The sequence below is a fragment of the Methylosinus sp. LW3 genome (assembly GCF_000527115.1).
Lineage (GTDB): Bacteria > Pseudomonadota > Alphaproteobacteria > Rhizobiales > Beijerinckiaceae > Methylosinus.
In genome coordinates, this window is sequence record NZ_AZUO01000001.1 from 365,663 (window position 1) to 383,431 (window position 17,769).

Consider the following 17,769-nt stretch of genomic DNA (forward strand, 5'->3'; position numbering starts at 1 on the left):
GGAATCGAAGGAGTGAGCGCATGGACGATATCGGTCTCGAACAAGGATTGCGCGAAAGAAGAGCCATTCGGCATTACAGCGATGCGCCGGTCGACGACGCATTGCTCGCGGAAATATTCGAGCTCGCATCATGGGCTCCGTCGCCGGGCAACACGCAAGCCTGGAAGGTGATCGTCCTTGGCCACGACGCCTCGAAGGATGTGATCGCGCGCTTCGAGCTCGCCGGATGGGAGTCCGTCTTTCCGGTGCTGGAGCAGGTGCTGCGCAATGGCGGCGCGGAGCCTTCCAAGGTCGACGAGCGCAGGCCGGCGACGGCGGATGAATGGAGGCGCTATGTGACCGGCATGTATCGGCGCTTCTTCGAGGTCAAAGGCGCGCCGCGGCTGGTGCTCGTCTATCGCACCGCGGACCGGCGCAGATACGTCGATCTCGTGCGCTTGTCGCTCACTGCGCTGCTGCGGCGGGCGGCGCGCGACCCGAGCCTTCTGCAAGGGCTGCGCTGCTTTTTCGCATCGCTGCGCAATGTGCCCGTGCTGGTGCGCGTCAATGCGTTGACGCGCACTTTCGGATTGGCCAATTTCACTTATGCGGTCACGCTCGCCGCGCAATCGCGTGGCCTTGCGACCTGCATTCAATCCAATTATCTCAATGTGCAGCGCGATCTTCGACATTATCTCGGTCTCGGCGCGGAGATCGATATCGTCGCTTCCATATTGATCGGCTACAAGGCCGATGATGCGCTGCCGGCGCCGGAAATGTTCCGAACGCGCAAGCCCGTCGCGGTCGATTGGATCGAGACGACGCTCGGAGTTGTTGCAGCGCGTCGCGACGAGCGGGTTTTCGAAGCGGCCCAGTGAGCGGGGGCGGCTCAGCCGCCCTTGCGCATCAGCATTCCCTTGGCGGGATCATAGGCGATGAGCGCGCCGGCGGAGAAGAACGTCGTGTAGCCGGCGACGGCGGCGAGCGAGTCCCAGGAGATTTTCTCATAAAAGGCGAAGCGGATCAGTTCCACCGCATGGGTGAAAGGATTGACGAGGCAAATCCAATAGAGGACGGGGCTCGACTCCTGCACGCGCCACAGCGGATAGAGCGCGGATGAGGCGAAGAACATCGGAAAGATGACGAAATTCATCACGCCCGCGAAATTCTCGAGCTGCTTGATCGCGGATGAGAGCAGCATGCCGAGCGCGCCGAACATCAGTCCCGCGAGCACGAGCGCCGGCAGCACGGTGAGATAGCCGAGCGGCGTCGGCGGCTCGATCTCCCAGAAATAGGCGATGAAGAGATAGGCGTAGACTTGCAATATCGACACGGCGACGCCGGCGAGAAGCTTGGCGCCGAGCAGATACCAGCGTGGAAAGGGCGAGACCAGCAGCGTGCGCATATTGCCCATCTCGCGGTCGTAGACCATCGACAGCGAGGACTGCATGCCGTTGAAGAGCTGGATCATCGCCATCAATCCCGGCGTGATATAGACCTCGTAGAGAACATAGGTCTCATAGGGCGGGATGATCGACACGCCGAGCACCTGGCGAAAGCCGGCGGCGAAGATGAGCAGCCAAACCAATGGCCGCACCAGCGCGGAGACGAAGCGCTCTCGCTGATGCAGGAAACGCAAGGCTTCGCGCCAGATCACGCCGGCGAGGCAGATGGCGTATTGGCGCGCGGTGAAGCCGCTGGTTTCGGTCGTCATCGCTGTTCCGCTTTGTCTTCGGGCGCGCGGCGTGAGGGCCGCATCATGCCGCGTCTCGCGCCTTGGCGCCGGTCAATTGCTCGAATGCGGCGCCGATCGACTCTGTCGATGTCGCCGCCATTATATTCGCCGATGTGTCGGCGGCGAGAACTTTGCCCTGATGGAGCACGACGACATCATCGCTTGGCGTCACCTCGTCGATGAGATGCGTGGTCCACAGCACGGCGAGCTTGCGCTCGGCGACCAGCGCGCGCACTTGCGCGAGAATATCGGCGCGGGCCTTTATGTCGAGGCCGACAGTCGGCTCGTCGAGCAGCAGCACGCGCGGCTCATGCAGCAGCGCGCGCAATATCTCCACGCGGCGCATCTGGCCGCCGGAGAGATCGCGCGCCTTGTCCTTGGCGCGATCCGCGAGGCCGGCGCGCTCCAGCAAGGCCTCCCCACGGCGCTTCGCTTCGGCGGGGCCTATGCCGTGCAGCGCGGTGTGATAGACGAAATTCTGCATCACGCTCAATTCGAGATCGAGCGTGCGCGCCTGGAAGACGACGCCGAGTCGGCGTAGCGCCGCGCCGCTCTCGCGCGCGACATCATGGCCGAAGATCTCGATCTTGCCTTCGCGCGCGGCGTAGAGGCGTGTGATGAGCGAGAACAGCGTGCTCTTGCCGGCGCCATTGAGGCCCAGCAGCACGGTGAAGCTTCCCGCCGCGACGGAGAAGCTCACATCGTCCAGCGCGCGCCGAGCGCCATAGCTGTGTCCGATATGCTCGACGTTGAGCGCGAGCGGTTCGTCGGTCATTTGCCGGCGACCGCAATGCCCCAGGGGAAGGCCCCGACGGGGATCGACTTCAGCACTTTGAGGCTGGCCGCGTCGACGATGGAAATATCATTGGAGACGCCATTGGCGGTCAGGAGATATTTCTCGTCCGGCGTGAAGGCGAGATGCCAGACGCGCTGGCCGACGAGCAGATATTTTTCGATTTTCTTCGTCGCCGTGTCGATGACGGCGACGCGATTGGCCGGGCCGAGCGCGACGAAGGCGCGCTTGCCATCATTGGTGAAGGCGATGCCGATCGGCTGGATCGCCTCCTTGGAGAGGCCCGGAATCTCGAAGCGGATTTTCTGCGTCACCTTATGGCTCTGCGGATCGATGACGGCGACCGTGCCGCCGATCTCCGACGACACCCACAGCTCGGAGGCATCCGGCATGAAGGCGGCGAAGCGCGGACGCGCATCGACCAGCACATTGGCGATGATCTGCTTCGTCTGCGTGTCGATGAGATGCGCCATATTGGTGGTCTCGGACGTGTTGACGAGAATGCGTCCGTCCGGGCTCACCGCCATGCCTTCCGGCTCGACGCCGACAGGCACGTCGCCGATCTGGCGCTTGGTCTTGGTGTCGATCATGGTGACGAGATTGTCGTTCTCATTCGACACATAGACGGTCTTGCCGTCGGGGCTCAAAATCATCAGCTCGGGATCGGGACCGGAGGGCAGATTGCCGGTGATCTTGAGCGTCTTGGTGTCGAGCACCTGAATCGTGTCGTCGTCGCCTGCACAGATATAGACCTCGGAATTGTCCTTGGAGATCTCGATGCCGCGCGGCCGGCGGCCGACCTTGATCGTTTTGATCGCCTCCATCTTGTCGGTGTCGATGATGGTGACGCTATTGCCTTTCTCATTGCTGACATAGGCGGTGAAGGCCTGCGCCGGAGCAGCGAGAAGAAGAGCCGCGACCGCAGCCGAGCAGAACGCGTGCGCTTGCTCCCACTTGTGGGCGAAGGCGTGCGAATGCGCGACGGATGAGGGCGAGCCGCCGAGCGGTCCCGAATGGACCCTCATCCGACCCCACTTCGTGGGGCCACCTTCTCCCGCGAGCGGGAGAAGGAGTCGCGCACGAAGGTTGTTGGTCAGCGTCGTCATTTTCATTTCAGCCTGCATTTGGTTTCGGGCTTGTCGACGCCCAATGTGTCGAGCTCGGAGGTCTGATGCAGGAAGCCCTCCTGCGGCGACACCGAGACAATCATGCGGCCGTCGCCGAGCAGAATAGGCTGGCGCAGCTGTCGATTCCAGGGTCGCAGCGACAGGCGCACGCCTTTGAAGGCCGCTATGTTGAAATCCGGCCCGGTGAGATAGGCGGCCAGCGTCTTCGGATCGGCCGAGGAGGCGCGCGTCACCGCTTCGCCGATCATGCGCGCTGCGACCCAGGCCTGATGATCGCGGGCGTTCATGCCGCGATGAAACTGCGCGCGAAAGCGATTTTGCAGCTGCACCGCGCCCCATTGCTCATGCGAGGCGTCCCAGCTCGTCGGAATGAGGCCGGCCGAGCCCGCCACTGGACGCGGATCGAAATTGCGATAGGGCAGATAATTGCCGAAAACCTCGCTCTCGTCCGCGGCGATCAGCACGTCATAGCTGGCGCCTTGCGTCAGCGGCGGAATCAGCCGTTGCGTCTGCACGCTGCCGGAATCGGAGCGGCGTCCGCCCTCCGTGTCGACATAGACGCGCTCGTCCACGATCTTCGCGCCGAATTTCTTGGCGCTGGCGCGATAGGCCGCGGCGAGCAGCTCGTCCTGCGGATGCGAGCCCTTGATGACGAGCCAGCGGCGCCATTGCTTCCAGACGAGATATTGCGCCAGCCCATCGGTCAGCATGGAGCGCGTCGGCGCGACATGAATGACATTGGCGCGGCAGTCTTCCTCGCGCAGCCTATCGTCGGCCGCGCTCACATTGAGGAGGAGCGCTTCGCGCGATTTCAGCGCATCGGCGACATGTAGAAGATCGTCGGCGGAAAGATCGGCGAGTATCGCGACGGCGCCCTGGTCGAGCAGCTTTTGCGCGGCGGCGACGGCGTCATCGCCGGGCGCGAGCTTCTCGTCGATCGCCTCAAAGCTCTGATTGGTGAAGCGGCCGGTGGTGTTATCGTCGGCGACGCCGATCAGCGCGCCGGCGAGCGTGTCGTCCTCGGCCGGCAGGTCGAGGATCGACAGAGTTTCGCTCGAATGCTGCTGGCGCAGCACGCCGAATTTCACCCGCAGCGGCTCGGCCGCGGCGGGCATGATGGCGAGAATGGCGACGACCGACGCCCCGATGACGCAACGCTTGATCATGACGCGTGTCGGCCGCTCCTTTTTTCGTTCAGCGAATCAGCTTCAGCAGCGCCTGACCCGCCTTGGACTTCAGCTCCTTGGCGTCGAGCGTGCCTTCGTTGTCCTTGTCCGCCGCTTTGAACAGCTTGCCGACGAGGGCGAGATATTCCTCTTTCGTGAGCGTTTTGTCATCGTCCGGATCGGCGGCGGCGAAATCTTTCTTGCCGATGCGCGCGCCGACCTCCTTGCGGTCGACCGTGCCGTCATTGTCCTTCTCGAGCTTGTCGAAGACGGCCGCGGCGGCCTTGCTCACCTCGGCGAGATCGAGCGTGCCGTCATTATCCGTGTCGAAGCTCTTGATCGGCGAAGGCGCCGCGAAAACAGGTTGCGCGACCATGGCCGATGCGAAGCACAGTCCAGCGCCGAGGGCGATAATGTGAAACTTGGCCGTCATATCTTGCCTCCTTTTCCCGACGAAAATCGCGAGATTCTCCCAATATAGTCGGAGCCGGCCGATCACACAAAGCGTACATATGCACGCGGCCCCGCTACAGATCGTCGCCCTCGCGCTCGTCCGCCTCGGGCGGCTCCTCCACCTCGGGCAGCGGCAGCAGCACCTCTATCCGCGTGCCGCCTTTCGGCCGCGGCTCCATGCGCATCAGCCCGCCGAGCGCATGGACGCGCTCGCTCATGCCGATGAGGCCGAGGCCGAATCTGCGCTCCTCCGGCAGGCCGACGCCATCGTCCTCGACGAGAACGCGCAGCGCCTCGGCGCCGCCCGCCTCCGCGAGCTCCGGCGGCGCCTCGACGAATTCCAGCCGCGCCTCGGCATTGGCGGCGGATGCGTGACGGAAAATATTGGTGAGCGATTCCTGCACCACGCGATAGGCGGTCAGCGCGATCTTCTCGTCGAGGCAGGAGAGATCATGCGCGATGCGCAGCGACAGCCGCACATCGGCGCGGCTGCCGGTCCAGGAGGCGAAGAGCCCGCGCAACGCCGCCTCGAGGCCGAGCTCGCTCATCGCCGGCGGGCGCAGCCGCTCGAGCATTCGCCGCAGCAGCGTCTGCAGCGCCTGTCCGGCGGCGTCTATATTGGCGCAGGTTCGCCGCAGCAGCTCGGGATCGGGAAAATTTCCCGATCCCGAGGCGACGAGCGTCGCGGCGCCGGCGCGGATGGAGAAGAGACATGGGCCGGCTTCGTCATGCAGATCGCGGGCGATGTCGCGACGCTCGGAATCCTGCACGGCGAACAGCCGATCGATGAGCGAATGATTCTCCTCCGTCACGCGATCGAGCGTCGCGGCGAGCGAATTGAGCTTTTGGGAAATATTCCTGAATTCGGAGGCGCCGCGCAGATCGAGACGCACATCCTTCTCGCCCGCCTCGAGCCGCGCCAATCCGCGCCCCAGCGAATCGAAAGGCGAGAGCGTGCGGCTCAACAGCGTCAGCACCAGCGCCAGCATCAGCAATGTGACGGCGAGGCTGATGGCGCCGAGCCATAGGAGGTCGGACCAAATTTCGGCGAGCTCGTCGACCGGATCGAAGATGATGGCGATGTTGCCATATTGAACATCGCCGATGCGCGCGGGGATGATGTCGATCTTGGGCGTCGGCGCGAACAGGCTCACGAACCAGTCGGGCACGCCCGTCTGCATCTCCTTGCGCCACTTCGAGTCGAAGCTCGGCGCGATATCGTCATTGGGCAATATCTCTATCTCTATGTGGCGCAGATTGCGCAGATTGTCGAACAGCCTGCGCAGCGCGGGGATCGGGTCCTTGGTCTCCTGCACGCTGGCGAGCGCGGTCTCGACCAGCTCATGCGCCAAATGCTCTATGCTCTCGGCCTCGGCGCGCACGCGCGGGCCGGCGTGGCCGATCATGATCGCCACATTGACCGCGAGCATTGCAGTGAGGACGATGGCGATGAGCCAGCCGAGCCTCGCCTTCAAGGACATGGAACGCTCCCATTTTCGTGTCGCGTCGGCGCGAGGCGCCGGTGATTGACAAACAAGATTTTGTATTCGCATAGTAATCTTCTCTAGAACAATGGCTATGCCCGATGCGCGTGCTGATCGTCGACGACCATCCCATGGTGATTGCCGGATGCCGCGGCATGTTGTCCGGGCAATTGGACATAGAAGTGCTCGAGGCGCGTGACGCCGATGCGGCGCTCGAGGCGCATGCGTCCGCGCATCCGGATGTCATCGTGCTCGACATAAATCTTCCTGGGCTCTCCGGCTTCGAGCTGCTGCGGCGCATGCTGAAGCGCAAGCCGGATACGAAGGCGATCGTTTTCACTATGAATGACGATCCCGTCTTCGCTGCGCGTTCCATCGAGCATGGCGCGAAGGGCTATCTCGCCAAGAGCGAGGATCCGGCGCAATTCCTCAAGGCGGTGCGCATGGTCGCGGCTGGCGAGCGCTATCTCTCCAATCAGGTGGCGCAAAAGCTCGCCTTCTTCGATCAGAAGCACGGCGCCAATCCGCTCGAGGGGCTGAGTGGCCGCGAGCTGGAGATTTTGCGTCTGCTCGCGGAAGGCAAGGGAATGGCGGAGATCGCGCATGTCATGCGCGTGTCCTACAAGACGGTGGCCAACAGCTGCTCGCTGCTGAAGCGCAAGCTCGGCGCCCGCTCGCGCGCCGACCTCATTCGCATCGCCGTCGAGAATAAGCTCGCGAAAGAATTGGTCTGAATCTCGGTGCGCGCTCCTTCTCCCGCTCGCGGGAGAAGGTGGCCCCGCGAAGCGGGGTCGGACGAGGGCTCTGCGTGTTCAGAATTGCCGATTTATCCGCGGGAATTTTTAGACATTACGCGCGGGAAAATTTGGAACGCGAAATCCGCGGACCCTCATCCGACCCTCGCTGACGCGAGGGCCACCTTCTCCCGCGCGCGGGAGAAGGAAGAAACGCCCCTTCACGCTAGGCGCTGCTCTATCGCTATGCGCACCAGATCCATCGGCGTGCGCGCGCCGAGCTTGCGCTTCAGCAGAGAGCATGTGTTGGCGATCGTCTTGTAGGACACATGCACCGCATCGGCGATCTCGGTCATGCTCGAGCCCTTGCCGAGCAGGCGCAAAATCTCCAGCTCGCGGGAGCTCAGCTCCGCCAGAGGATTGGCGAGCGCCGCGGTCTTGTCGAAGGCCAGCCGATTGGCGAGCCGCGGCATCAGGAACACGCCTCCCGCCGCCACCTCGCGCACCGCGCGCAGCAGCAGAAACGGATCGTCGTTCTTGGTCACATAGCCGCGGGCGCCGGCCTCTATCGCGCGCGCGGCGAAGATCGGATCGTCGTTCATGGAAAAGATGACGATGCGCGCCTCTTCGTCGTGGCGCAGCATGCGGCGCGTCAGCTCGAAGCCGGAGGCGCCGGGGAGGTTGATGTCGACGACGGCGATATCCGGCCGCCATTCGACGAAGAGCGCCAGCGCCGTCTCCGCATCGCCGGCGTCGCGCGCTTCTATGTCGCCCTCGCCGGAGAGCATGGAAGCGCAGCCGGAGACGATGATCGGATGATCGTCGACGATCAGGACACGCATTCTTTGCTCGCGACGCCTCGTTTCGGGACGCTTCGCTTCGAAGCGCCGGCATGGATTGACCCGCGGCTACCCTTACGTAAAGTCGCCGCGCTTTGCAAAGGCGGGGCCCATGTTGAAAGGATTGTCCTTGCGCGCCAGGCTGCTGGCGCTGCTCGGCGCGACGCTCGCGACCGGGCTCGCCCTCGGCGTCGGCCTCTTGATGCTGCACGCCGCTTCGCGCGTGCGCGCCGAATCGGACAGCACGGCGCGCCTCGCGCGGGAGTTCGTAGCGACGGCGCTGGCCAGCGTCGAGGAGAGCGACGATCCGCTCGCGGCGCTGCGCGACCGGCTCGCCGAGGTGGAGCGGCTGCGGCACATTCATATCTATATGGCCGGCTCCGGCGCGGCGGGGGCGCGGATGGGGGACGGCCGGCGCGCGCCCGGCTGGTTCGCGGCGCTGGTCGCCGGGCCGCCCAGCGAGACGCGCATCGCGCTCGACGGCCGCGGGCGCCTGCGCGGGGAGCTGGCGCTCGCCGCCGATCCCGGGGACGAGATCGACGAGATTTGGGAGGAGGTGTGGGCGCTGGCGCTGGGCGCGGCGGCTCTGGCGCTCGCCGGCTTCGGCGTGGTGTCGGTGGTCCTCTCCCGCGCCCTCGCGCCGGTCTCCACTCTCGCCGAGGCGCTGCGGCGCATAGAGCAAGGCGATCGCGACGTGCGCATGGCCGCCGGGGATGCGCCGGAATTCGTCGCCATCGCCGGCCGGGTCGATGCGCTGGCGGAGACGCTCGCGCGCTTCGACGCGGAAAATCGCGCCTTGGTCGAGCGCATCATCCATGTCCAGGACGAGGAGCGCCGCGACATCGCCCGCGATCTGCATGACGAGATCGGGCCTTTTCTGTTCAGCATTCGCGCCGGGCTCGGCGCTCTGGCCCGCAAGCTCGAGGGCGCGCGTCGGGAAGATTGCCTGAATATCGACGCGCAGCTCGGTGCGCTGCAGCAGGTCAATCGCCGAATTCTCGGCCGGCTGCGGCCGGCGGCGCTGGACGAGATGGGCCTCGAGGGCGCGCTGCAGGCGCTCGCCCAAGGCTGGCGCGATCTCGATCCCGATGTCGCGGTCGGCCTCCATATCGACGAGACCGGGGAGCCGCTCGACGAGTCGATCGCCCTCACCGCCTATCGCATCGTGCAGGAGGGGCTCACCAATGTGTTCCGCCATGCGAGCGCCACGCGCGTCGATGTGACGGTGGAGCGCATAGAGGCCGGCGGCAAGAAGGAATTGCGCGTCACCGTGCGCGACGACGGCGCCGGCGTGCCGGAGGGCGCGCGCGAAGGCATAGGGCTGCGCGGCATGGGTGAGCGCGTCGCCGCCCTCGGCGGTCGGCTGACGCTCGAAACCGCCGCGCCGCGCGGCGCGCTGCTGGTGGCGCGCCTCCCTCTCTAGAGATATCGTCCGTCGACCATTGTGCGGCGCAAAATGAAATTGCGCGCCGCAGAGGGAAATTTTTCACGCTCACGCTCGCGCAGAGAAAAGGATTCGTGGCCTTTTCGTGACTTCGTCTCAGCGCGACGATCTGCCTCTCGCCAAGCCTCTTCGGATAGTTTATGTAGCAAAACGCACAAAGCGGGAGCAGCGCGGTTCCATCGCGCAGGCGTTTCGCGCGGGGCCAAGAGTATCGGCCTCCTATCGCGGTATGAAGGGTCGTCACATGGACTATCGGCGCTTTTTCGAGACGGCGGTCACTCGTCTCCAGGAGGAACGCCGATATCGGGTCTTCGCCCATCTCGAACGCTGTGTGGAAACCTTTCCGCAAGCGGTCTGGCACCGCGACGACGGCTCTATTCGCGATGTGACGATCTGGTGCTCCAATGACTATCTCGGCATGGGCCAGCACCCGGATGTGATCGCCGCAATGGTGGAGACCGCTTCGCGCGTCGGCGCGGGCTCCGGCGGCACGCGCAACATCTCCGGCACCAGCCATGCGATCGTGGAGCTGGAGAGCGAGCTCGCCGACCTTCATGGCAAGGAGGCCGCGCTCGTTTTCACCTCGGGCTGGATTTCCAATCTCGCGGCCATTTCGACGATCGCCGATCTTCTGCCCGATTGCGTCATTCTCTCCGACGCCTCCAATCATAATTCCATGATCGAGGGCGTGAAGCGCTCGCGCGCCGAGCGCAAGATCTTCCGCCACAATGATCTCGCCCATCTCGAGGAGCTGCTGATCGAGGCCGGCGCGAGGCCCAAGCTCATCGTCTTCGAGAGCCTCTACTCGATGAACGGCAATATCGCCCCGGTCGCCGAAATCGCCGCGCTCGCCGAGCGTTATGGCGCGATGACCTATATCGACGAGGTTCATGCCGTCGGCATGTATGGCGCGCGCGGCGGCGGAATCTGCGAGCGCGAGGGCGTCATGCATCGCATCGACGTCATCGAAGGCACGCTGGCCAAGGGGTTCGGCACGCTCGGCGGCTATGTGGCGGGCGACCGCGTGGTCATCGACGCCATTCGCAGCTATGCGGCCTCCTTCATATTCACCACCGCCCTGCCGCCGGCCGTGGCCGCCGCGGCGACGGCCGCCGTTCGGCTGCTGAAGGCGCGTTCCGATTTGCGCGCCGCGCATCAGCGCGCCTCGCATATCACCAAGCATGCGCTGGCTGCGGCCGGCCTGCCGGTGCTGGAGAATGGCTCGCATATCGTGCCGGTGATGGTGCGCGACGCCGAGCTGTGCAAGGCGGCGAGCGACATGCTGCTCGAGCGCCACGACATCTACATTCAGCCGATCAATTATCCGACCGTCGCGCGCGGATCGGAGCGTCTGCGCATCACCCCGACGCCGCGCCATACGCCGGAGCATATCGTCGCTCTGGTGGAGTCGGTGGCGGATGTGTGGCACACGCTCGGCATCCCCTTCGTGGAGCCGCCGCAGCATCTGCATATCGACGCGGAGAGCCGCGAGCGCTGTACCTATCCAGAGATCAAGCTCGCCGCGCAGTGAGCGGTGGATAAAGCGAAACCCAAAAAGGTTCGCGTCTCCTTCTCCCGCTTGCGGGAGAAGGAGACCCTCGCGTCAGCGAGGGTCGGATGAGGGTCCGCGCCGCCCTTGCGCGCTGAAATCGTCATCGTCCCTGGAAACCGGCCTCACCCGACCCCGCCACAGGGCGTCCTCACGGACGCCCTGTGGCGGGGCCACCTTCTCCCACGAGTGAGAGAAGGATTCGCGCTCAAAGGGTGTGGGTGTGCGGGCGCCGGCGCTGAGGCCACAAAAAAGCGCGCTTCCTTCTCCACGAGTGGCAGAAGGAAGCGCGCTCGATTCTTGCGCTTTACTGCACCAGCTTGGGCTGGCTCGGCCGGGGCGTCTCGTTCTCTTGCAGAATGCCGAGGCGGCGGGCCACTTCCGTATAGGCCTCGACGAGGCCGCCCATGTCGCGGCGGAAGCGGTCCTTGTCGAGCTTGTCGTTGGACTTGATGTCCCACAGCCGGCAGGAGTCGGGGGAAATTTCGTCGGCGACGACGATGCGCATCATGTCGCCTTCCCACAGCCGCCCGCACTCCATTTTGAAGTCCACGAGGCGGATGCCGACGCCGAGGAAGAGGCCGGAGAGGAAATCATTGACGCGAATGGCCAAGGCCATGATGTCGTCGATCTCCTGCGGGCTCGCCCAGCCGAAGGCGGTGATGTGCTCTTCCGAGACCATCGGGTCGTCGAGCGCGTCGTTCTTGTAATAGAACTCGATGATGGAGCGCGGCAGCTGCGTGCCTTCCTCCATTCCGAGGCGCTTGGACAGCGAGCCGGCGGCGACATTGCGCACCACGATCTCGAGCGGAACGATCTCCACCTCGCGAATCAGCTGCTCACGCATGTTCAGCCGGCGGATGAAATGCGTCGGCACGCCGATGTCGTTGAGGTGCTGGAAGACGAATTCCGAGATGCGGTTGTTGAGGACGCCCTTGCCGTCGATCACCTCGTGCTTCTTGGCGTTGAAAGCGGTGGCGTCGTCCTTGAAGTGCTGAATCAAGGTGCCCGGCTCCGGACCCTCGTAGAGGACCTTGGCCTTGCCTTCGTAGATGCGGCGGCGGCGATTCATCGGGATCAACCGGGGCTTGAGAAAATCCATTACTGGCCCGTGGCTCCTCGGTTCGGCTTCAGCGTGACGATCGTCTCCGCCAGAGCGCTAGGCTCGGGAAGAGCGACGTCCCGTCCGAAGCGGCGTTCGCATGGCCGCGGATCGAACCGGGTCCTATCCTGTTCCAGCCGCGGTTACAACCCGCCAGAAGAGACTAGCCGAATCGAGGGGCGGACACAACTTGACTGAATTTTTCGTTAATTGCGCGAACGTCATTGGAATCTCGACCGAATCTCCTAGATTCGATCCTGCGCCATCCGAGCGCTGGACGAAGGAAACATCCGAGGGTCGTCATGAGCATATTCGACAACCGGGAAGAGACTTTCGAAAAACGCTATGTCCATGAGCAGGAGCTCCAGTTCCGCGCCGAGGCGCGGCGCAATAGGCTTTTCGGCCTTTGGGCGGCGGAAAAGCTCGGCAAATCAGGGCCGGAGGCGGAGGCCTACGCCGAGGCGCTGGTGGTCGCCGAGGCTTCCGCGAACGCCGATGAGCAGGTGTTTTCCACAGTGAAGGCGGATTTCGCGGCGGCGGGCGTGGAGCAGTCCGACCATCAGCTTCGCCGCACCCTCGATGAATTGCTGGAGACGGCGCGGCTCGAGCTGAAACAGGGCTGAGCGCGAGAAGAGGGCGCGCTTTACCCTTCCTTTATCCGCGCGGGCCACCACTTATCCCATGCGCGATTCCCCAAGAGCCGCAACCAAAAGATCGGGCGCCGCCTTTCTGGCGGCGCCCGATATCGTCGCGGAGGCGCTCGCCTGGCTGCAGCATCTCTCCGGGGAGAGGCGCGCCTCCCGCCACACGCTCGACGCCTATGCGCGTGACGCGCGGTTTTTCCTCGCCTTTCTCGCCGAGCATAAGGGCGCGCCGGCCGACGCCGCCGCATTGAGCGCGCTCTCTCCCGCCGACATACGCGCCTTCATGGCGCGGCGGCGGACCGAGGGGCTCGAGAATCGCTCGCTGCTGCGGGCTCTGGCCGCTGTGCGCTCGCTCATGCGTTTCCTCGAGAAGAAGGGCCTCGCCAAGACCGATGTCTTCGGCGCCATCCATGCGCCCAAAAAGCCGCACAGCCTGCCCAAGGCGCTGAGCGTCGCCGACGCGCGTGATCTCACCCGCGCCGAGACCCGCGCCGGGGAGGCGCGCGAGCCTTGGGTTCTCGCCCGCGACGCCGCCGCTCTGGCGCTGCTCTATGGCGCGGGATTGCGCATTTCCGAGGCGCTGTCGATCGAGCGCGACCGCGCGCCCATCGGCGCGGTGGATCGCATCGCCATTACCGGCAAGGGCGGCAAGACCCGCGTCGTGCCGGTCATCGAGCCGGTGCGGCGCGCGATAGAGGAATATATCTCGCTCTGCCCCTATCAGCTCGCCGGCGGGCCGCTCTTCGTCGGCGCGCGCGGCGGGCCGCTCTCGCCACGCATATTGCAGCTCGCCGTGGAGCGCATGCGCGGCGCGCTGGGCCTGCCGGCGAGCGCCACGCCCCATGCGCTGCGCCATTCCTTCGCGACGCATCTGCTCGGGCGCGGCGGCGATCTGCGCAGCATTCAGGAGCTGCTCGGCCACGCCTCGCTCTCGACGACGCAGATCTACGCCGCCGTCGACAAGAACCGGCTTTTGGAGGCCTGGCGCTCGGCGCATCCCCGCGGCCGCGACAGTTCGAAATCGAATTGATTTCGCTTACATTCAAATCGATCTCGTCAAGCGCTTCCTCGCCGAAATTTTGAATCGCGGCGAGGTCTCGCCTTTTTCTGGCTCCGCCCTTCCTTCCTAGCGAACCTGCCGGTTTTTCGTTCCGTGCTCTCGCGCACGCACGCGATTTTCTGGCTCCGGCAGGTTGACGGCGTCCCGCGGGGACGGGCGCCGACGATCGGTGGGAGGGGAAAATGGGTCAGACGCCGAGACTGTCGCTGCTCGGAGTGGTGCTCGCCATGGCTTTCGCCTATGGCGTGTGGATCATCGTCACCTCGGGACAGGCGGCTTCGGCCGACGCCTGCCTCGGCTATGCGCTCTGCCGCTGAGCGGCGGAGCGAGGCGTTTGCTCACGCCGCGTCGCGGCGGCGGACGCGGGCGCGCAGCAGGGCGAGCTTGCGCAAGAACAGCGAGCGGCCCTCCTCGCCCAGAACGCGGGAAATCTGCGCCTTCAGAAAATCCTTCGCCTCCCGAATCTTTTGCTTGAACGGCTCGACCCGCTCATGCGCCCAGCGGCTGACGCCCAGCGTCAGATTATAGACGCGCGCGAACCAGGCGAGCTGCAGCAGCTTTTCGCGGCTCGCGTCGAAGAGGAAAGAGGTGACGCCGAGCGCCAGCGTCTTGGCGGCGAGGATCACCGCCAGCCCGGTGAGCACATGGCCATGGGCGATGGCCGCCACCGCCAGCAGCTTCAAGGGCAGGATCGTGATCGCCGGCAGAGCGAAGACGGCGAGCGTCGCAATGGGTGTGAGGCCGGCGATGAAGCCGCGAAGCTGCGCCTCCAGCTCCTTTACGCCCAGCGCGTCGGCGAGGCGCAGCAGCCACAGCTTCACATGGTCCCACAGCCAGCTCTCGACGAGGAACAGCACGGCGAGGGTGAACCAGAATGCGCGCGTGAGGCGGCGGCCGATCGATTCCATGGTGTTTCGTCCTGTTCCCGGGCGTTTCGTTCTGTTCCCGCTCCATCGTGGCGCCCATGCGCAAAGGGTTGGAGCCGTGACAGAAATATGCGCTCTGTTCCGGCTGCGCCACAACTTCGCGGCGATCGTGGGCGGCCTCGAGCGCAGGCCGCGCCTTGACGAGTGCCTTGGGGCGTATTTTACTATAGTAGTTCTATAGACATTGGAGATAACAAATGCGCTTCCTCACGGCCGCCGCCGCTCTCGGCGCTCTCTTCCTCACCTTCTCCGGGGCCTCTGCGGCGGAGGGCGAGAATAAGGGCGTGAAGCAGAAATTCTCCCTCACTTTGGACGGGGCCAAGAAGGCCGCCGCCGCCGCCGAGGCGGAAGCCGTCAAGAACGGCTGGAATGTGGTGATCGCCATTGTCGACGACGGCGGCAATCTCCTCTATCTGCAACGCCTCGACGGCACGCAGGCCTCCTCCTCCGAGACGGCGACGCGCAAGGCGCGCACCTCGGCCCTGTTCAAGCGTCCGACCAAGGCGCTCGAGGACGCCGTCGCCGGCGGCCGCGTCGCTTTGCTGAGCCTGCCCAATGTCACCCCGCTCGAGGGCGGCGTTCCGCTCGTCTACAAGGGCGAGATCATCGGCGCGATCGGCGTTTCCGGCGCGACCTCACAGCAGGACGCGCAAGTCGCGAAAATCGGCGCTGACACTCTGACCCCGTGAATTTTTCGCGCGAGGACGTTCGCGCTCCCCGATTTTTCGGAGCGCGGACGCCCTTTCGATCAGCACTCGCTCACAACTGCTGCTAGCACATTGTTTTTAAAAGATTATTCGGCATTCTCCTTGCATGATGATCGCAGTCGAACCTATCGTTCTCATGCGATCGAAGAGGAGGCGTCTCATGGCGTCGCGCGAATTTCGCCGAATGCTCGAAGGCTATGGGCTGACGACGGCCAATATTTTCTACCGTCTGCCCGATCACCCCGCGATCATGCAGTCCTACATCTGGCAGGACTACGATCTGCAGCCTGAATTTCCGCAATTGCGGAAGTTTCTGGATTTTTGGCAGAGCAGCCTCGACGGGCGGCTCCACTCGGTGCAAGTGGCGCATAGCGGGCTCATTCGACCGGCGGAAGTCTCCTTGGTGGACAAGGAGTTCCGTCTGCACTGAGGGCTTCGAGGCCGGCCCCCTCGCCCTGAGGAGCCCGCATAGCGGGCGTCTCGAAGGGCGGCCTCGCTCCGTCTCCTGGAGCGTCCTTCGAGGCTTTTCGCGTTCCGCAAAAAGCGCCTCAGGACGAGGGGGCTGGAATTGCGAGCCTGTCACATATGGATCGAGCGCTTGGCGACGCCGAGCGCCGCTTCCTTTATCGCCTCCGACAGCGTCGGATGCGCGTGGCAGGTGCGGGCGAGGTCTTCCGCCGCACCGGAGAATTCCATCAGCACGCCGCCTTCGGCGATCAGCTCGCCGGCGTCCGAGCCGAGAATATGCACGCCGATCACGCGATCGGTGGCGGCGTCGGCCAGCACTTTGACGAATCCCTCCGTCTGCCGACTGGCGCGCGCGCGGCCATTGGCGGAGAAGGGGAATTTGCCGACATTATAGGCGATTCCCGCCGATTTCGCCTCTTCCTCGGTCAGGCCCACCCAGGCGACCTCCGGCATCGTATAGACCACAGAGGGAATGACCCCGTAATTCACATGCCCCGCCTGGCCGGCGAGGATTTCCGCCACGGCGACGCCCTCCTCCTCCGCCTTATGGGCGAGCATGGCGCCGCGCACCACATCGCCAATCGCGAAAATGCCCGGCACATTGGTGCGGAAATGCTCCTCGATGACGACGCGCCCGCGCTCGGTGGCGATGCCCGTCTCCTCGAGGCCGAGGCCCGCCGTATAGGGAATGCGCCCGGTGGCGATCAGCACTGCGTCGGCCGTTATCGGCGTGCCGCCGCCGCCCTTGGTGGAGGCGTAGGAGACGGAGACGCCCTCCGGCGTCTTGTCGATCTTGGTGACCTTGGCGGCGAGATGGAAGGCGAAGCCCTCCTTCTCGAGAATCTTCTGGAAGCGGGTCGCGACCTCGGCGTCGGCGCCCGGCAAAATGCGGTCGAGATATTCGATCACCGTCACCTGCGCGCCGAGCCGTCGCCAGACCGAGCCGAGCTCGAGACCGATGACGCCCGCGCCGACGACGACGAGATGCCTCGGAACCGATTCGAGCTCCAGCGCCCCGGTGGAGGAGAGGATCGTCTTCTCGTCGAAGGCGATCTCCTTGCCGTCGACATCGCGCAGCGGCGCCACGGCGGAGCCCGTCGCTATGACGATATATTGCGATTCGAGAATCTGCGTCGCGCCATTCTCGCCCGTCACCTCGACGCGGCCGGCGCCGAGAATGCGGCCGGCGCCATGGTAGGAGTCGATCTTGTTCTTCTTGAACAGAAAGGCGACGCCGCCGACATTGGCGGCGACCGTGTCGGCCTTGTGCTTCATCATTTTCGCGAGATCGAGCCGCGGCGGCTCGACGATCACGCCGAGATCGGAAAGGCCGTGGCCCGCCTCCTCGAACATGTGAGAGGCGTGCAGCAGCGCCTTGGAGGGGATGCAGCCGACATTGCCGCAAGTGCCGCCATGGGTCGCGCGCTTCTCGACGACGGCGGTCTTGAGGCCGAGCTGCGCCGCGCGAATCGCGCAGACATAACCGCCCGGCCCCGTGCCGATGACGATGAGATCATATGCCATCCGCCAACTCCTTTGTCGCGTTGCGATCGATCGCT

Annotated in this window: 19 protein-coding genes; 9 read left to right on the top strand and 10 right to left on the bottom strand. The window is 64.7% G+C overall.

What is annotated here, in order from left to right; genetic code table 11:
• Positions 1-20 precede the first annotated feature (20 nt).
• Positions 21-857 carry a nitroreductase family protein gene (locus tag METLW3_RS0101780; protein ID WP_024878297.1) on the top strand — a complete coding sequence of 279 codons (837 nt, stop codon included), beginning with the start codon at positions 21-23 and terminating at the stop codon, positions 855-857.
• Positions 858-868: 11 nt separating this feature from the next.
• Here the strand turns inward: METLW3_RS0101780 and METLW3_RS0101785 are convergent, their stop codons facing one another.
• The 6 genes from METLW3_RS0101785 to METLW3_RS0101810 all read right to left on the bottom strand — a co-directional run bounded on the left by METLW3_RS0101785 (position 869) and on the right by METLW3_RS0101810 (position 6,734).
• Positions 869-1,693: an ABC transporter permease gene (locus METLW3_RS0101785; protein WP_024878298.1), complete on the bottom strand. Its 825-nt coding sequence runs from the start codon at positions 1,691-1,693 to the stop codon at positions 869-871.
• A gap of 43 nt (positions 1,694-1,736) precedes the next feature.
• Positions 1,737-2,489: an ABC transporter ATP-binding protein gene (locus METLW3_RS0101790; RefSeq protein WP_024878299.1), complete on the bottom strand. Its 753-nt coding sequence runs from the start codon at positions 2,487-2,489 to the stop codon at positions 1,737-1,739.
• Entirely contained in the window at positions 2,486-3,532 is a 1,047-nt protein-coding gene (locus tag METLW3_RS0101795; protein WP_024878300.1) for a YVTN family beta-propeller repeat protein, read from the bottom strand. Before METLW3_RS0101795 ends, METLW3_RS0101790 begins: the two co-directional genes overlap by 4 nt.
• A gap of 83 nt (positions 3,533-3,615) precedes the next feature.
• Positions 3,616-4,800 carry an ABC transporter substrate-binding protein gene (locus tag METLW3_RS0101800; RefSeq protein ID WP_036308557.1) on the bottom strand — a complete coding sequence of 395 codons (1,185 nt, stop codon included), beginning with the start codon at positions 4,798-4,800 and terminating at the stop codon, positions 3,616-3,618.
• Between the two features lie 28 nt (positions 4,801-4,828).
• On the bottom strand, positions 4,829-5,233 hold the full coding sequence (locus METLW3_RS0101805; RefSeq protein WP_024878302.1) for a calcium-binding protein: 405 nt from the start codon (positions 5,231-5,233) through the stop codon (positions 4,829-4,831).
• A 94-nt stretch (positions 5,234-5,327) separates the two neighbouring features.
• The gene (locus tag METLW3_RS0101810) at positions 5,328-6,734 is read right to left on the bottom strand and encodes a histidine kinase (RefSeq protein WP_024878303.1); all 1,407 of its coding nucleotides are present in this window, start codon (positions 6,732-6,734) and stop codon (positions 5,328-5,330) included.
• A gap of 104 nt (positions 6,735-6,838) precedes the next feature.
• Between METLW3_RS0101810 and METLW3_RS0101815 the strand changes: the two genes are divergently transcribed.
• Entirely contained in the window at positions 6,839-7,471 is a 633-nt protein-coding gene (locus METLW3_RS0101815) for a response regulator transcription factor (protein WP_024878304.1), read from the top strand.
• A gap of 221 nt (positions 7,472-7,692) precedes the next feature.
• Here the strand turns inward: METLW3_RS0101815 and METLW3_RS0101820 are convergent, their stop codons facing one another.
• Positions 7,693-8,313 carry a response regulator transcription factor gene (locus METLW3_RS0101820; protein WP_024878305.1) on the bottom strand — a complete coding sequence of 207 codons (621 nt, stop codon included), beginning with the start codon at positions 8,311-8,313 and terminating at the stop codon, positions 7,693-7,695.
• Positions 8,314-8,422: 109 nt separating this feature from the next.
• Here METLW3_RS0101820 and METLW3_RS0101825 point away from each other — a divergent pair, with 109 nt between their 5' ends.
• Positions 8,423-9,733, top strand: coding sequence for an ATP-binding protein (locus METLW3_RS0101825; RefSeq protein WP_024878306.1), 1,311 nt, complete (start codon positions 8,423-8,425; stop codon positions 9,731-9,733).
• A 265-nt stretch (positions 9,734-9,998) separates the two neighbouring features.
• Positions 9,999-11,285: a 5-aminolevulinate synthase gene (gene hemA, locus METLW3_RS0101830; RefSeq protein WP_024878307.1), complete on the top strand. Its 1,287-nt coding sequence runs from the start codon at positions 9,999-10,001 to the stop codon at positions 11,283-11,285.
• A gap of 325 nt (positions 11,286-11,610) precedes the next feature.
• On the opposite strand, the gene purC is transcribed toward hemA, so the two are convergent.
• Positions 11,611-12,405: a phosphoribosylaminoimidazolesuccinocarboxamide synthase gene (gene purC, locus METLW3_RS0101835; RefSeq protein WP_018267133.1), complete on the bottom strand. Its 795-nt coding sequence runs from the start codon at positions 12,403-12,405 to the stop codon at positions 11,611-11,613.
• A gap of 302 nt (positions 12,406-12,707) precedes the next feature.
• Here purC and METLW3_RS0101840 point away from each other — a divergent pair, with 302 nt between their 5' ends.
• The 3 genes from METLW3_RS0101840 to METLW3_RS29260 all read left to right on the top strand — a co-directional run bounded on the left by METLW3_RS0101840 (position 12,708) and on the right by METLW3_RS29260 (position 14,426).
• Positions 12,708-13,028: a DUF1476 domain-containing protein gene (locus METLW3_RS0101840; protein WP_024878308.1), complete on the top strand. Its 321-nt coding sequence runs from the start codon at positions 12,708-12,710 to the stop codon at positions 13,026-13,028.
• A gap of 58 nt (positions 13,029-13,086) precedes the next feature.
• Positions 13,087-14,079 (top strand): tyrosine recombinase XerC, encoded by a 993-nt coding sequence (locus METLW3_RS0101845; protein WP_024878309.1) that lies wholly within the window; start codon positions 13,087-13,089, stop codon positions 14,077-14,079.
• Positions 14,080-14,291: 212 nt separating this feature from the next.
• A complete protein-coding gene (locus METLW3_RS29260; protein WP_256388657.1) occupies positions 14,292-14,426 on the top strand; it encodes a hypothetical protein in 135 nt (44 codons plus the stop codon).
• Positions 14,427-14,447: 21 nt separating this feature from the next.
• Here METLW3_RS29260 and METLW3_RS0101855 read toward each other — a convergent pair whose 3' ends face one another.
• Positions 14,448-15,017, bottom strand: coding sequence for a hypothetical protein (locus METLW3_RS0101855; RefSeq protein WP_024878310.1), 570 nt, complete (start codon positions 15,015-15,017; stop codon positions 14,448-14,450).
• Between the two features lie 215 nt (positions 15,018-15,232).
• Between METLW3_RS0101855 and METLW3_RS0101860 the strand changes: the two genes are divergently transcribed.
• Together METLW3_RS0101860 and METLW3_RS0101865 are read left to right on the top strand one after the other, a co-directional pair.
• A complete protein-coding gene (locus METLW3_RS0101860; RefSeq protein WP_083967461.1) occupies positions 15,233-15,724 on the top strand; it encodes a heme-binding protein in 492 nt (163 codons plus the stop codon).
• A gap of 178 nt (positions 15,725-15,902) precedes the next feature.
• Positions 15,903-16,172 (top strand): usg protein, encoded by a 270-nt coding sequence (locus METLW3_RS0101865; protein ID WP_024878312.1) that lies wholly within the window; start codon positions 15,903-15,905, stop codon positions 16,170-16,172.
• Between the two features lie 149 nt (positions 16,173-16,321).
• Here METLW3_RS0101865 and lpdA read toward each other — a convergent pair whose 3' ends face one another.
• Positions 16,322-17,734: a dihydrolipoyl dehydrogenase gene (gene lpdA / locus METLW3_RS0101870; RefSeq protein WP_024878313.1), complete on the bottom strand. Its 1,413-nt coding sequence runs from the start codon at positions 17,732-17,734 to the stop codon at positions 16,322-16,324.
• Positions 17,735-17,769: the final 35 nt, after the last annotated feature.